Origin of the sequence: Actinoallomurus sp. NPDC050550, assembly GCF_040655075.1 — a bacterium.
Lineage (GTDB): Bacteria > Actinomycetota > Actinomycetes > Streptosporangiales > Streptosporangiaceae > Actinoallomurus.
Map to the genome: position 1 here is coordinate 81,250 of NZ_JBFAJC010000021.1, position 13,863 is coordinate 95,112.

A 13,863-nucleotide genomic window follows, 5' to 3' on the forward strand; every position below is an offset into this window, starting at 1 on the left:
CGCGGGAACACCGGCTCCTTCACCTCCCCCGCGGGCGGCGCCTGTCCCTTCGGACACCGCGGCCGCGCGCCACTTCGGCCTGAGACCCCGACATGCGTGGCATTCTGGACGGCGTGCGCGCACGTGAGGTGAGCCCCGCGTTCGTGGGCCGACAAGCGGAGCTCTCCGTCCTGGCCGACGCCCTGCGACGGGCGACGGCCGGGACGCCCGGCGCCGTACTGATCGGCGGCGAAGCGGGCGGCGGCAAGACCCGGCTGGTCGGGGAGTTCGCCGACCGGATCGCCGGTGAGGCACTGATCCTCACCGGCGCCTGCCTGCAGCTCAGCACCGTCGGCTTTCCGTACGCCCCGTTCACCGCCGCGCTCCGCCAACTCGTCCGCGAGGTGGGCGCGGCGGAGATCGCCGCGCTGATGCCGCACGACGGCGCACGCGACCTGGCCCGGCTGCTTCCCGAGTTCGGCGAACCGGCAGCCGACCCGGATCCGGACAGCGCCCGGGTACGGCTGTTCGAGCAGATGCTCGTCCTCTTGGAACGGCTCGCCGAACGCCGCCCCCTGGCACTGATCATCGAGGACGCCCACTGGGCCGACCGGTCCACCCGCGACCTGCTGATCTTCCTGCTGCGCAGCCTGCGAAACTCCGCCGTCCTACTGATCATCACCTTCCGCTCCGACGAACTGCACCGGTCCCATCCCATGCGCCCCGTGATCGCGGAGCTGGAGCGCATCGAGGGCGTGGTCCGGCTCGACCTCCCCCGGTTGACGCGCACGGAGACCGCCGGCCAGCTCGCCGGCATCCTCGGCGGCGAACCCGACCCGAGGGTCGTCGACGCGGTGTACGAGCGCAGCTCCGGCATCCCGCTGCTCGTCGAGGCGACCGCCGACTCTCCCAACTGCGGGATGCCGGAGTCGCTCCGCGACCTCGTCCTCACGGGCATGCGTCTGCTGCCCGAGGAGGCACAGGATCTGCTGCATCTGGCCGCCGTCGCCGGCGTACGGTTCGGGCACGCGCTGCTCGCCGCCGTCTCCGGGCTCGACGACGCGGCGATGTCGTCCCTGCTGCGCCCCGCCGTGGACGGGAACATCCTGGTCATCGACGACCAGGCGTACGCCTTCCGGCACGCGCTCATCTGGGAGGCGATCCATGACGAACTGCTTCCCGGCGAGCACTCCCGCTTCCACCAGCGGTACGCCGAGGCGCTGGAGGCCGACCCGTCGCTGAGCGCCGGCGGGCGCTTCGCCGTCGAGGTCGCCATGCACTGGCACGGCGCACACGATCACGAGCGCGCCCTGCAGGCCGCCTGGCAGGCGGCCCGCGAATCGGAGGCCGCGTTCGCGTACGCCGAGCAGTTGCAGATGCTCGAGCGGGTACTCGAGCTGTGGGATCGGGTGCCGGACGCGGCGACCCGGATCGGCGTGGACCACGTCGGCGTGCTCCGGCGCGCCGCCCAAGCGGCCGGCGCCTCCGGCGAACCCGACCGCGGCCTCGCGTTCGTCCGTGCCGCCCTCGCCGAGGTCGACGAGGAGCACGACCCCGAGCAGGTCGCGCTGATCCTCCGGCGACGGGCACGGCTGAAGTTCGACCGGGGGCAGGCGGGCGCCCTCGACGACCTTCGGCGAGCCGTGCGCCTGCTGCCGGAGGACTCGCCGGAGCGGGCTGCGGTGCTGGCCCCCATGGGCCGCATCCTGGTCCTGTTGGGCGATGACGACGAGGCACGGCCGGTCATCGAGGAGTCCCTCGCGCTCGCCGACCGCGTCGGTGACGACTGTGCCGCGGCCGACGCGCTGAACAACCTCGCGATCGCGGAGGCGATCCACGGCCGCTTCGCCGAGGCGCTGGCCGCGCTGGAGCAGGCCGCTGCGCGGGCGGCTCGCGCGCACGACGACGACAACCAGCTCCGCTCGCACGTCAACACCGTCGACGTCCTCTTCATCATGGGAGAGTACGAGGCTGCCATCGCCGCAGGGCGGCAGACGCTGACGCTGGCCGAATCGCTCGGCCAGGCCCGTACGAAGGGGGTCGTCGCGGCCCACAACACGTCCGACGCGCAAGTCGCGCTCGGCCGCTGGGACGAGGCGCTGGAGACCATCGAGCTCGCCGAGAAAGTGTCCCCCAGCCTGGGACGGCTCTCTCAGCTGCTCCTGTGCCGCGCCGCGATCGCCATCGCCCGCGGCCACGGCGACGCGGCGGCCACGGCGATGGAGACACTCACCGCGCTCTCCGCCGCGGACGACCCCTATCCGCAGCAGCTCCTCCCCATCGCGCGGCTGAGCATCGAGTGGCGTCTCGCCGAGGGCGATGGCCCGGGCGCCGTCGCGGCCACCGTACGCGCCGTCACGGACCACGACATGGGCCGGGAGGCCCGGTACATCTGGCCGATCCTGGTCACGGGCATGCGGGCCTGCGTCATGGAAGGTGACCGGGCGCTCGCCGACCGGCTCCGGGCGATCGCCGCCGCGAAGCCGGCGTACGGCCCGGTGATGGCGGCCTGGCGCGCGACGTTCGACGCGGAGTCCGCCCGGGCCGACGGCGCCGCGGACCGTACGGCATGGGAGGCCGCGGCGACCGCGTGGGGCGAGCTCGGCTCCCCATACCCCCAGGCCCACGCACTGCTCCGGACCGCCGAGGCCGCCATCGCCGACGGAGACCGCGACGCCGCGACCCGGATGCTCTGCGACGCCGCCGACATCGCCGACCGGCTCAAGGCACGGCCGCTCCGCGCGGACATCGACCAGGTCGCCCGCCGCGCCCGGCTCCGCCTGGACCGCGGGCCCGGCGGTCAGGCACCGCTCGGGCTGACGCCCCGCGAGCAGGAGGTGCTGCGCCTGCTGGCGGAGGGGCTCAGCAACCGGGAGATCGCCGCGAAACTGTTCATCTCCGCCAAGACCGCCAGCGTCCACGTCTCCAACATCCTCACGAAACTGGACGCCTCAAGCCGCACCGAGGCCGCCGCCACCGCCCACCGCCTCCGCCTCACCGGCTGAGACGAGGCGCGGCCCGCCGGGTGATAAGAGAAACCCCTGGTCATCGACCAGGGGTTTCTCTTATCCAGCAGGTCAGCTCTTGACGACGGCGACTTCGATGCACGCGCCCTGTTGTTCAGAGCGCTGGGACTTGCGCCAGTCGAGGACACGCAAAACATCGGGCTGGGTCATGAGCACCGTCTCTCGTCCAATGGGTCATGAACCGGCCATTCGGCCGATCAGCGCGATCGTATCTTCAGTCGACAAGGCGTCAGCATTCAGACGGCGGAACACACGCCGGTACTGGGTGACACCCTCACTCTCGATCAGAAGCTCACCGCCGATGGTCTCGATATAGACCGCGTCCGGATCCTGGCCTGGGAAGCTGATGATTGTGAACCGGCCTCCCGTAGCCGGATGCGGGCCAGCGTCAAACGGGATCACTTGCAGGGTGATGTTCGGTCTAGCCGCCATCTCCACCAGGTGTTTCAACTGCGCACGCATCACCTCTGAGCCGCCGACCGTACGATGCAGCGCAGCCTCGTCGATCACCGCGAACAGCCGGACCGGATCGTCTCCCTCGAGGATGCGCTGCCGTTCAGCACGGATCTTTACTCGCCTTTCGATCTCATCGATGTCGAGTTCAGCAGGCCCCGCCTGGTTCAGTGCGCGCGCGTAGTCCTCCGTCTGTAGGAGACCCGGGATGACGGCCAGCTCAAACGTCAGCAGTTCCTCGGCGTCGCCCTCGAACGCGATGTAGGTCGAATAAGCCTCTGACAGCATCTTCCGGTACGGGTGCCACCAGTCCTTCTGACCACCCTCCCGCGCGAGCTCCATGAGGTACGCGCGGAGCCGTTCATCCGCCACACCGTACCGATCAAGCAGGTCGCGGACATCGCGCCAGCGCGGCCGGTTCCATTCGCCGCGTTCGATCCAGTGAACCTTGTCGATCGAGCAGCCGAGCGCCTCGGCGGCCTCGGGCACGGTGACGCCGGCGGCTTCACGAAGCTCCTTCAACCGCTTCGACAGCTCGCGTCGACGCAGGGTGGGGCTGGTCCGAGGCATGAGGCCGATCGTAGGGGACGGCTTTATGGGCGTCAGGGAAGTAGACATTAGAAGCATATCGTTCAGATTGTATTCTTCAACTTGAAGAAACTTAGCGGCAGGTTCATGCTGGGGAATCACTTCAACCGGCCCCGGGCCCCTCCGGCTCGGCACTAACTACAGGGAGTGATCGCCCTGTGACACCCGATCCGGCGGTCATCACCGACGCCATATCCCCCGCCGCGTCGCCCCGGCCCTCATGGCTCGCACTGCGCGCCCGACCCGAATGCGTCGCCAAGGCCCGTTCGTTCGCCTCTACCGCCGTCTTCGGCTACCCGTTCGACGCCTACGAGATCGGCCTGATCGCCAGCGAGGTCGTCACCAACGCGATCCGGGCCGCGAACGCACTTCGCACCTGGCCGGACGACCTCTGGCCGATCGGTATCGAGATGACCGTCACCGCCCGATGGGTGCACCTTGCAGTCACCGACCCTGACCACCGGCCCATGCCAGCAAGCAACGAAGGCGGGCAACTCGCCGAAAACGGCCGTGGCCTTTCCATCGTCGACCACCTCGCCGCCGCACGATGGGTGAGTTACGTGGAGCGCGGCAAGACGGTGCATGTCGTCATCGCCGCACCCGGCGTCGAGCTGACGACCGCCGAACTCGCCGAGCTCAAGCGCTCAGCATGAGCGCGACGGCCACGCAGAGCTCCGCCTGAACAGAGGAAAGCTCGCCTTGGTGTTCAGCACCTGCCTGGGCGTCCCCGTTCCAGTCCGTCCCGCCACGAGGGAAAATTGCCTCGTGGCGGGACGGCTCGGAACGCACTACCGGCTCAGATCGGCTCGGGCAGGTCGCCGAGGTGCACGGTTACGCGTTCGCGCAGCAGCAGGTAGTCCTGCCAGCGGCGGGGCAGCGGGCCTGGAGGGCGCTCGACGACGCGGGCCGCGCTGACGGTCTGGCCCTGCTGGAACTGCTCGCGGGTCAGGTCGAGCTCGATGCCGCTGGGCAGCCGATTCCACCAGTGGTAACCGTGCTGGACTCCGTCGAGGTACACCTCGCCGACCATGAGGTCGCCGCCGAAGACGTCGTTGACGATCAGAGACGTGACGTCGCAGTGGCCTCGAGCCGGGTTGTCAGGCCGCCAGTCGTCCAGGTCGTCGGGCGAACAGGTGTCGGCGGCCCAGCTCATGCGCAGAGCCTTGTCGAGTTCCAGCAGATTCCAGGGAGTCATCCCCGCAGCGTCGCAACACCCACTGACAGAGCGCCCGTCAGCCGTCCTGGCGGGTCCGTTGCAGGGTGAAGGTGTCGACCGGGGTGGTCTGGCCGTACAGACCGGTGACGGCGTAGTAGGTCACGGCCATCGTCGTACGGCCGCCTGGCCGGGTGCCCGGGTCGACGGAGAAGGCGACGAAGCCGTACGGGTTCACGCGGTCGCGGACCGCCGACCACGGTGCCGGTTCCGTGACGTAGACCGGGGTCTTCTTGCCGTTGGCGCCGGCCGGGCCCACGCCGGTGATCACATTGCACTGGGGCTTGTCGAAGAGCACGTCCGTCGACGGGATCGAGGTACCGCCGCCACCGATGATCATGTGGACGGTTCCCTTGCCGGTGTCGACGACGTCGGTACGGGTCTCCGCCGGGTCGGGTGTCATGGTGTCGTTGGAGTCGTGGCCGCGGATCGGGTGGGACCGCTCGTAGTGGTGTTCGTGACCGCAGACGACGACGTCGACGCCGTACTTGTCGAACAGCGGTAGCCATTCCTGACGGATGCCGAGATCGGCGCCGTTGCCGGGATGGTCGGCGGTGGAGATGGCGACCTGGTGCATCACGACGACGATCCAGTCGATGTCCTTGTTCGCGCGGGTGCGCGCGAGTTCGGCCTCCAGCCAGCGCCGCTGGGCACCGCCGGAGTAGCCGCGGACGTAGGAGTTGCCGGCGTCCTGGTACACGATGTCGTCGTTGGCCAGGCTCACCACGCGGACGGACCCGACGGTGAACGCGTACCAGAGCCCGTTGGTCTCCGCGTCGCCGCCGTTGCCGGGCAACGCGAAGTAGGTCTGGTAGGCGGCGAATCCGATCGGCCCGTTGCCGAGTTCGTTCTCGTGGTTGCCGGCTGCGGGCATCCAGGGCCGGAACCGCGCGGACCGGGTCGTCATGTCGAACCAGTCCGACCAGGTACGGAGGCGGTCGGTGGCCAGGTTCGCGTAGCAGAGGTCACCGTTCATGAGGTGGAAGAGCGGCGCGACGCGTTCGACGGCGGTGGTCACGTCGCCCGCGTACGGCGAGCCGAGGTTGTCGTTGAGATATATCTGCTTCTCGGTGATCTTCGGCGGTTTCGGGCCGTTCAGCTTCCCGACGGTGGGGGTGCCCTGGTCGCCGAAGCTGGTGAAGGTGAACGGCGCCCTGCCGCGGGGACCGGTCCGGAACGACCCGGGCTCCGGGGTCGCCCCGTCGTGAACCGCGGCGTACACGTAGTCGGTGTCGGGGCGCAGCCGGCTCAGGCTCGCGTGATGCGCGTAGATGGTCTGCCCGGACTGGCCGTCCTTGTAGAACGACGTCTCGGCCGCCACCTCACGGCCGAAGCCATCGGCCGGTGTGCCGAGCAGAACCTTCGGCCGCCGGACGGGCACCGATGTCTGCCAGGACACGACGACCTCTCTGGCGGCGTCCTCGCCGAACTGCAGGTGCAGGCCGCTGACAGGCGGCATGCCCGACCCTGCGGGCCGGCTCCACAGCATCGGTGAGGCGGCCGCCGGCCGGACGCCCGTGACGGCGACGAGGCCCGCCGCCGCGCCGGTACCCGCCGCTCCCAGTAGGCCACGTCGGCTCACCCCACCCGGGAGGCCCCTGGCCGTGCTCTGCTCGCCGTTGTCCGCGGTGTGCCCGCCGCCCGTCGATGTCGTCGTCATGGGGACAACTCTTCAGATCGGCGCGGTCCGCCCGGTACCGGCGGACGGCGAACAGTGCGCCACTGACCGCTACTGGCGCGACGACCTGGCGGTTAACCCGGACAACCATTTCGGCGGTCGGCTCAGGTCTCCTCCGGCCAGGGGAGATGGCGTACGACGGAGTCGTTCAGCCGCTCGAGGTAGGCCGCCAGGTGCTCCAGGTCCGCTCCCGACCAGTCCGACAGCGCTTCACCGAGGAGCTCCGCTCGCCGCGCGCCGGCCAACCGTAGATGGCGATGTCCGTCCTCGGTCAGCGCGACCCGGCGGATCCGCCGATCCAGGTCGTCGCGGACCCGGGCCACCAGGCCGTCCGCCGCCAGCCGGTCGACGACGCGCACCGCGCGTGCGCGATCGACCAGGAGCATGGCGGCGACATCGGACACGCTGGGCGGCGGCGGAGAACTGACCTCGATGAACCGCAGGACGCGGTACCCGGTCGGAGACACAGCATCGGGCAGTCCACCCAGGAAGCGGTCCCGGATCACCGGGCCGTACAGCCCGAAGCGGCCATGTCGCAGAACCTGCACCGCGGAGTCCAGCCTGCGCACGAGCTCCGCTCGCTCATCCATGACGCCAGTGTCCTCGACCGCGAGGTTGCATCCGGTACCTGGGTACAGGCTTACCGTCGACGCATGGAGATGAACCAGGAGACGCCGGTCGCCGATCCGGGCTGGGTGCCGCAGGCGTGCACGCTGCCGACGGCCGAGCAGCCGCTGCGGGTGGCCGAGTTCGATGAGCTGTTCGCCGAGGTGGTGACCGGGCTGGAGGAGGTCGGGCCGGCCCGGATCCGGATGCGGTTGCGCCCTGAGACGTCGGTCGCCGCCCGCACCGCCGAGCTCGCGGTACGGGAGACCGCGTGCTGCTCGTTCTTCACCTTCACGCTGACCGCCACCGGCGCCGGTCTCGCCCTGGACATCACCGTCGGCGACGAGCATGCCGGGGTGCTGCGGGCGCTGGCGGCCCGTGCGCGAAGCCACCTGGCGGGGAGCCGGGCATGACCGACGCGGTCGGGATGCGCAGCGGGCAGCTCGCGGCGGCCGCCGGAGTCAACCCGCAGACGCTGCGGTACTACGAGCGGCGCGGGCTGCTGCCCGAGCCGCGGCGCACGGCCGGCGGGCACCGGCTGTACCCGCCGCAGGCGGTCACGCTGCTGCATGTGATCAAGGCTGCGCAGCGACTGGGATTCACCCTGGAGGAGGTCGCCGAACTGCTCCAGGCCCGTGGCCACCGCCGCCACGCAGCCGGGCTGTCCGAACGGGCGCGCGCCAAGCTCGCCGAGGTGGAGGCCAGGATCGCCGACCTCACCGTCATCGCCGACACCCTACGGACGGCACTCGCCGCCGGGTGCGACGACCTGATCACCTGCGCCGGCGAACCGCGCTGCCCGCTGCCACTGCCGTGATCGCCGATTGCGGCCGCCGTTCGTGGCCCCGAAGTCTCGATGGCCGCGAATGGTGTATAGGGTGACAGACGTCACATTCGCGGCCATACCGCTCATGCAGCGACGGGGGGATCCGCACATGGCCAAGATCCTGTTTGTGGTGACCGGAGCGAGTTACTGGACGCTCAGGGACGGCACCCGGCATCCGACCGGCTACTGGGCGGAGGAGTTCACCGCCCCGTACAGCGCGCTCACCGAGGCCGGCCACGAGATCGTGGTCGCCACCCCCGGTGGCGTGGTGCCGCACGTCGACGTCATGAGCCTGCGGCCCTCGATGGCCGGTGGTGAGCAGGTCGCTTTGGAAGAGGAGCAGATCCTGCGATCCGCCGAGGAGTTGCGGCGGCCGATCGAGCTGGCGGACGTCCGCTTGGAAGACTTCGACGCGGTCTACTACCCCGGGGGCCATGGCCCCATGGAAGACCTGTGGAGCGACGCCGACTCGGGCCGGCTGCTGACCGCGGCTCTCGCCTCGGGCAAGCCCCTGGCCATCGTCTGCCACGCGCCGGCCGCGATGCTGGCCACCCGGCGGAAGGGAGTTTCACCCTTCGCCGGCTACCAGGTCACCGCCTACACCAACGACGAAGAGGAAGCGGTCGGACTGGCTTCCAAGGCCAGGTGGCTGCTCGAGGACGAGCTGGTCGGCATGGGCGTCGACTTCACCCGCGGCGGGATCTGGAAGCCATACACGGTCGTGGACCGCAACCTGTACACCGGACAGAACCCGGCCTCCGCCGCGCCTCTGGCGCGGGAACTGCTCAAGGTCCTCAATTAGCGCGATGTCCCCGCCCCTCAGGGACACCTCCGGCCCTGAGGAGCGAGGACGGCGCAGGGCGTCGGGATCCGGCCGCCGCCGTACGGCGTCGGGTCACTCCGGGACGCGGGCGACGCAGAAGACGGTCTGGCCGAACGGCGGGCGGACGAACCGCTCGATGAGGCGGGTGGTCGGCACGACCGTACGGTCGTAGATCTTGACGAGCTTCGGGTCGGGGTAGCCGGCGCCACCCCGGCGAACCGCGGCCCACCAGGCGATGCCGCCGAGGAAGTTGATCGGCTTGAGCATGTCGATGCCGAGCCCGGCGCCGGTGACCGTCGCGGCCAGGGTCTTCGGCGTGTAGCGGGTCACGTGGCCGACCTTGCGGTCGAAGTCGCCGTACAGCTGCATGTAGCCGGGCACCCAGATGACGATGCGGCCGCCGGGCTCGACCACCGCGGCCAGGTCCTTCAGCGCCTGCACGTCGTCCTTGATGTGCTCCAGGACGTTCATCATGACGACGGTGTCGACCTTGCGCTTGATCTTGATCTCGGCGGGCAGCGCGAGGTCGAGCACCTCGACGTCGTCGTTGCCCTGGTAGCGCTTGTTCAGCTGCTCGACGCAGTAGGGGTCGTTGTCGCTCACGACGAGGTAGTCGAGGCGGCCCGCGAACTGCTCGGAGAAGTGGCCGAGGCCGGAGCCGACCTCCAGCAGCGACTTACCGACGTGCGGAGCCACCGTGTCGTACTCGTACTGGCGGTAGTTCTTCGCCTCATCGCCGCCGAGGTGGTTCTCCAGCTGCCCCTCTCCGGCGGCGGGCTGATCATCACCTTCGAAGGTCTCGGTCGCCGGCTTGCCGCTGCCGAGCAGGCCGAGGAGGGAGCGTGCGATGGAATTCTTCTGCTCTGCTGGCATGCGATCACTCGCTGAAAGTCGACGACAGGCCCAGGTGGGTGAGAAGTCTATCCACAGCCGGTGCTCATGCGGCCACCGTGCACGAACGCGCGTGCGTGGAGTCGTGCCCCGCCCCGGGACCATGGTGGCCGGAAGGCCAAACCCTTCGACAGCCGTGGCCATGAGCACATCGAGGTCGGACCATGGCCCGGGGCGGGAATCTGTGGGGGGCCGCCGCCCATGCCACATAGGTTCACGATAATCCGGATTGACCGCAAGATGGCTGTTTTCAGATGGTGAGTGCTCGGCTGATCCGGGCGGCGGCGGCCCGGAGACGCGGGGCGCAGGCCTCGATCTTCGCCAGTCTCGCCGGGCTGCAGGAGACCGCGAGGGCCCCGACCGTCTTTCCGGACGCGTCGGTCACCGGGACGGCGGCGCACCCGGTGCCGAGGAGGTACTCCTCTCTGTCGACGGCGAGCGGGGAGCCCAGCCGGCGCTCGAGCTCGCCGCGATGGGTGATCGTGTGGGGCGTCAGGTCGATCAGCGGATGCCGGGCGAGATGGTCCCGCCGGGCCCGCGTGTCGAGCTGGGCCAGCACGCACTTGCCGATCGCGGTGGCGTGCGCCGTCTGGGCCAGGCCGATCGACAGGTCGACCCGGGGCGTCCGCGGGCCGTCCGCGATGTCGACGACGCGGAACTCCCCCTCCTCGTAGAGGCTGAGGTACGCCGCCACGCCGAGCTCGTCACGGAGGGAGGTCAACTCTTCCCGGATCCGTACGAGGCGGTCCTGAGTGCGCCGGTCTTCCTGGAGCGAGTCGACCCGGTCGCCGAGGAGGTATGCCCCGTCGCTCGTCCGTACGACGTATCCCTCATGAACGAGTGTGCGCAGCAGGTGATACGTCGTGGCCAGCGGCAGGCCGGCCTGACGGGCGAGCTGTTTCGCCGGTGCGCCGCCGGGGTGCGACGCCACCGCCTCCAGGAGATGCAGCGCGCGCTGCACGGAGACGATGAGGGTTGGCCTCCGTGTCTCATTCATCACGGACAGCGAACCCCGGCTCGCGTGCCAGGGTCAAGCGCTTTGTGCAATCTGCCCGCCTTGGACCGCTCCTGGCCATCTCCCACGGTTCTCCCAGACTCCTCCACCGGGTTCTTCAAGACCTTCTCCTTCACTGGATGAGGGGCAACCTGAGAGGAGGCCGAAGTTGAACAAGAAGATCATTGGCGGTGTCTCCGCGTTCGCCATCGCGGTCGTCGGTACGGGCGTCTACCTGGCCGTTCCCGCGTCGGCGGGCGCGTCCGGACACCCCGGTGTCAAGGCGGCCGACGGCGCGAAGGGGCATCCGATGCGCGGCGTCCGCGGTTTCCGTGGCATCCGTGGCGTCCACGGGCAGGCGACCGTCCGTACGAAGAAGGGGTTCGCCCAGGTCGACTGGCAGCGGGGGCGGCTGACCGCGACGAGCGGCGGGACGCTCAGCGTCCGCAGTGCCGACGGCGTGACCTGGCAGTGGAAGACCGACGACAAGACCCGGGTCCGCAAGGACAAGGCCAAGTCCACCGTGTCGCAGCTGGCCACGGGAGACTTCGTCTTCGTCGCGGGCCTGGACGCCGGCGGCGCCCGTACGGCGAAACGGGTCGTCGTCCCGAACAAGGTGCCGGCCCAGGAGACCGCGTCGCCGACTCCCTCCCACAGCTGACCGGCCGCCCCGCCCGGGGCCGGTTGGTCGCCCTCACGGGCCCCGGGTCGGGAACGGCGCGATGATGGAGCCGATGGACAACCCACGAGTGCTCGTCGTCGACGACGAGCCGAACATCCGGGACCTGGTGGAGGTCGCCCTGCGCTTCCACGGATTCGCCGTCGTGACGGCGGCCACGGGAGCCGAGGCGCTGCGTCGCGTGCACGACGACCGCCCGGGACTCATCGTGCTCGACATCATGCTGCCCGACCTGGACGGCTTCGAGGTCTGCCGCCGCCTGCGGGGCGACGGCGACGAGACGCCGATCATCTTCCTGACGGCCCGCGACACGCCTTCGGACACGGTGACGGGGCTGACGCTCGGCGGCGACGACTACGTGACCAAGCCGTTCGCGGTGGACGCGCTCATCGCCCGCGTACGCGCGGTACTGCGCCGCGCCCGGCCGCGCGGCTCCGCCGACGAGGTGCTCCGCGTGGGCGACCTCGAGGTCGACATCTCCCACTGGACGGTACGCCGGGCCGGCGCCGAGATCGAGCTGTCACCGACGGAGTTCCGGCTGCTCACGTTCTTCATGCGCAACCCGGGCCGGGTGCTGACCCGGGCGCAGCTACTGGAGAACGTCTGGGGCTGGGACCACTCGGCGGGCTCGCCGGTCGTGGAGACCTACATCAGCTACCTGCGCCGCAAGCTCGGGCCCGACCTGATCCACACGCAGCGGGGCGTCGGATACGCCCTGCGGCCCCCGGCATGAGATCGCTCAACTCGCGGCTCGTCGCCGGGCTGCTCGCCGTCACGGCGGTGGGGCTGATGCTCATGGGCCTGGCCAGCGCGGTCGCACTGCGGACGTACCTGCTGCACCGCGTGAACAACCAGCTGGAGGCGGTACGGCGGAGCCCCAAGCTGGCCGTGACCGTGGACAACGGCGTCTCCGGCCGCTACGTCGTGCTCCACGTGACCCCGACGGGCCGGGTCTGGGCGGCGGGGAACGGTTATCCCGACCCGAACCGTGCGCTGGAGCGCGCCCGGCTGCTGGGCCAGGGCCGGCTGGTCGCCGAGGGGCGGCGAGGCAGGCCGTTCCGGTTCGGGGGGATGCGCGCGATCGCCCGCGCGGGGCCGCGCGGGGGCGCCACCGTCATCGTGGACCCGCTCACCGACGTCCACGCGACCGTGGCGGGTCTCGTCGTCGCCGAGTCGGCCACGGGGCTGGTCATCCTCGGTCTGGTCGCGCTGCTCGGCCGCGGACTGGTCCGGCGGGGGCTCGCGCCGTTGTCCCGGATGGCGGCCACGGCTCACGGCATCGCGGGCGGCGGCGATCTGCGCGCCCGGATGGAGGAGTCGCCGTCGGAGGTGGGCCGGCTGGCCGGCGCGATCAACGTCATGCTCGGCCGGATCGAGCAGGCGTTCCTCGCACGGCTGCGCTCGGAGGCGAAGGTGCGGGAGTTCGCCGCCGAGGCCTCGCATGAGCTGCGCACGCCGCTGACGACCATCCGGGGCTACTCCGACCTGTACGAGCAGGGCGCGGTCAGCGCCGAGGAGGCGATGCGGCGGATCTCCGGGGAGGCGGTGCGCATGGGCCGTCTCGTCGACGAGTTGCTGGAGCTCGCACGCCTGGACAAGGGTTCGGCGCTGTCCCCGGAGCCGGTCGACCTGGCGTCGCTGGCGCGGGAGGCGGCGGCGGACGCGACGGCCGTTGAGCCGGACCGGCCGGTGCGGCTGGAGGTGCCGGACTCGCTGGTCGCCGTGGCCGACGAGGCGCGAATCCGCCAGGTCCTGGCGAACCTGCTGGCCAACGTGCGGGCGCACACCCCACCCCGCACCCCGGCGACCGTACGGCTGGCGCGGACGCACTCCGCGGTCGTCCTCGAGGTCGCCGACGAAGGGCCGGGGATGACCCCGGAGGAGGCCGCGCGGGCCTTCGACCGGTTCCACCACGCCCAGGGCAGCGACGGCAGCGGCCTGGGGCTGGCGATCGTCGCGGCGATCGCGGCGGCGCACGGCGGGCAGGCCGCGCTGCGTTCGACGCCGGGCGTGGGCACGGTCGTCCGCGTCGAACTCCCACGCGTCGCCCCGAATAGCGGAGCTACTGGCGGGTAAAACCAAGGAGTAACTTCCTACGGAGGTGAAT

Annotated in this window: 15 protein-coding genes; 8 read left to right on the top strand and 7 right to left on the bottom strand. The window is 70.4% G+C overall.

The window, feature by feature from the left end; all coding sequences use genetic code 11:
• Positions 1-113 precede the first annotated feature (113 nt).
• Complete coding sequence (locus tag AB0I04_RS27410) at positions 114-2,984, top strand: AAA family ATPase (protein WP_360890176.1); 2,871 nt, start codon at positions 114-116, stop codon at positions 2,982-2,984.
• A 72-nt stretch (positions 2,985-3,056) separates the two neighbouring features.
• On the opposite strand, the gene AB0I04_RS27415 is transcribed toward AB0I04_RS27410, so the two are convergent.
• The gene (locus AB0I04_RS27415) at positions 3,057-3,155 is read right to left on the bottom strand and encodes a DUF397 domain-containing protein (protein WP_360890416.1); all 99 of its coding nucleotides are present in this window, start codon (positions 3,153-3,155) and stop codon (positions 3,057-3,059) included.
• A gap of 24 nt (positions 3,156-3,179) precedes the next feature.
• A complete protein-coding gene (locus AB0I04_RS27420) occupies positions 3,180-4,028 on the bottom strand; it encodes a helix-turn-helix transcriptional regulator (protein WP_360890179.1) in 849 nt (282 codons plus the stop codon).
• A gap of 176 nt (positions 4,029-4,204) precedes the next feature.
• Here AB0I04_RS27420 and AB0I04_RS27425 point away from each other — a divergent pair, with 176 nt between their 5' ends.
• Positions 4,205-4,699: an ATP-binding protein gene (locus tag AB0I04_RS27425; protein WP_360890182.1), complete on the top strand. Its 495-nt coding sequence runs from the start codon at positions 4,205-4,207 to the stop codon at positions 4,697-4,699.
• Between the two features lie 143 nt (positions 4,700-4,842).
• On the opposite strand, the gene AB0I04_RS27430 is transcribed toward AB0I04_RS27425, so the two are convergent.
• The 3 genes from AB0I04_RS27430 to AB0I04_RS27440 form a co-directional block, all read right to left on the bottom strand.
• Positions 4,843-5,241, bottom strand: a complete 399-nt coding sequence (locus AB0I04_RS27430) for a hypothetical protein (RefSeq protein ID WP_360890185.1) — start codon at positions 5,239-5,241, stop codon at positions 4,843-4,845.
• A 37-nt stretch (positions 5,242-5,278) separates the two neighbouring features.
• A complete protein-coding gene (locus tag AB0I04_RS27435; protein WP_360890188.1) occupies positions 5,279-6,919 on the bottom strand; it encodes a metallophosphoesterase family protein in 1,641 nt (546 codons plus the stop codon).
• A gap of 122 nt (positions 6,920-7,041) precedes the next feature.
• Positions 7,042-7,527, bottom strand: coding sequence for a MarR family winged helix-turn-helix transcriptional regulator (locus tag AB0I04_RS27440; RefSeq protein ID WP_360890191.1), 486 nt, complete (start codon positions 7,525-7,527; stop codon positions 7,042-7,044).
• Between the two features lie 63 nt (positions 7,528-7,590).
• Here AB0I04_RS27440 and AB0I04_RS27445 point away from each other — a divergent pair, with 63 nt between their 5' ends.
• The 3 genes from AB0I04_RS27445 (at position 7,591) to AB0I04_RS27455 (ending at position 9,171) form a co-directional block, all read left to right on the top strand.
• Positions 7,591-7,956: a hypothetical protein gene (locus tag AB0I04_RS27445; protein ID WP_360890193.1), complete on the top strand. Its 366-nt coding sequence runs from the start codon at positions 7,591-7,593 to the stop codon at positions 7,954-7,956.
• Positions 7,953-8,360 (top strand): MerR family transcriptional regulator, encoded by a 408-nt coding sequence (locus AB0I04_RS27450; RefSeq protein ID WP_360890196.1) that lies wholly within the window; start codon positions 7,953-7,955, stop codon positions 8,358-8,360. The genes AB0I04_RS27445 and AB0I04_RS27450 overlap by 4 nt, the downstream gene beginning before the upstream one ends.
• Positions 8,361-8,478: 118 nt before the next feature.
• The gene (locus AB0I04_RS27455; RefSeq protein ID WP_360890199.1) at positions 8,479-9,171 is read left to right on the top strand and encodes a type 1 glutamine amidotransferase domain-containing protein; all 693 of its coding nucleotides are present in this window, start codon (positions 8,479-8,481) and stop codon (positions 9,169-9,171) included.
• A 93-nt stretch (positions 9,172-9,264) separates the two neighbouring features.
• Here AB0I04_RS27455 and AB0I04_RS27460 read toward each other — a convergent pair whose 3' ends face one another.
• Together AB0I04_RS27460 and AB0I04_RS27465 are read right to left on the bottom strand one after the other, a co-directional pair.
• Positions 9,265-10,065: a class I SAM-dependent methyltransferase gene (locus AB0I04_RS27460; protein ID WP_360890202.1), complete on the bottom strand. Its 801-nt coding sequence runs from the start codon at positions 10,063-10,065 to the stop codon at positions 9,265-9,267.
• A 268-nt stretch (positions 10,066-10,333) separates the two neighbouring features.
• Positions 10,334-11,080, bottom strand: a complete 747-nt coding sequence (locus AB0I04_RS27465; protein ID WP_360890204.1) for an IclR family transcriptional regulator — start codon at positions 11,078-11,080, stop codon at positions 10,334-10,336.
• 166 nt (positions 11,081-11,246) lie between these two features.
• Between AB0I04_RS27465 and AB0I04_RS27470 the strand changes: the two genes are divergently transcribed.
• From AB0I04_RS27470 to AB0I04_RS27480, 3 genes are all read left to right on the top strand, one after another.
• Positions 11,247-11,738, top strand: a complete 492-nt coding sequence (locus AB0I04_RS27470) for a DUF5666 domain-containing protein (protein WP_360890207.1) — start codon at positions 11,247-11,249, stop codon at positions 11,736-11,738.
• 73 nt (positions 11,739-11,811) lie between these two features.
• Positions 11,812-12,489 carry a response regulator transcription factor gene (locus AB0I04_RS27475; protein ID WP_360890210.1) on the top strand — a complete coding sequence of 226 codons (678 nt, stop codon included), beginning with the start codon at positions 11,812-11,814 and terminating at the stop codon, positions 12,487-12,489.
• Positions 12,486-13,832: a HAMP domain-containing sensor histidine kinase gene (locus tag AB0I04_RS27480; RefSeq protein WP_360890213.1), complete on the top strand. Its 1,347-nt coding sequence runs from the start codon at positions 12,486-12,488 to the stop codon at positions 13,830-13,832. Before AB0I04_RS27475 ends, AB0I04_RS27480 begins: the two co-directional genes overlap by 4 nt.
• The last annotated feature ends 31 nt before the right edge of the window (positions 13,833-13,863 follow it).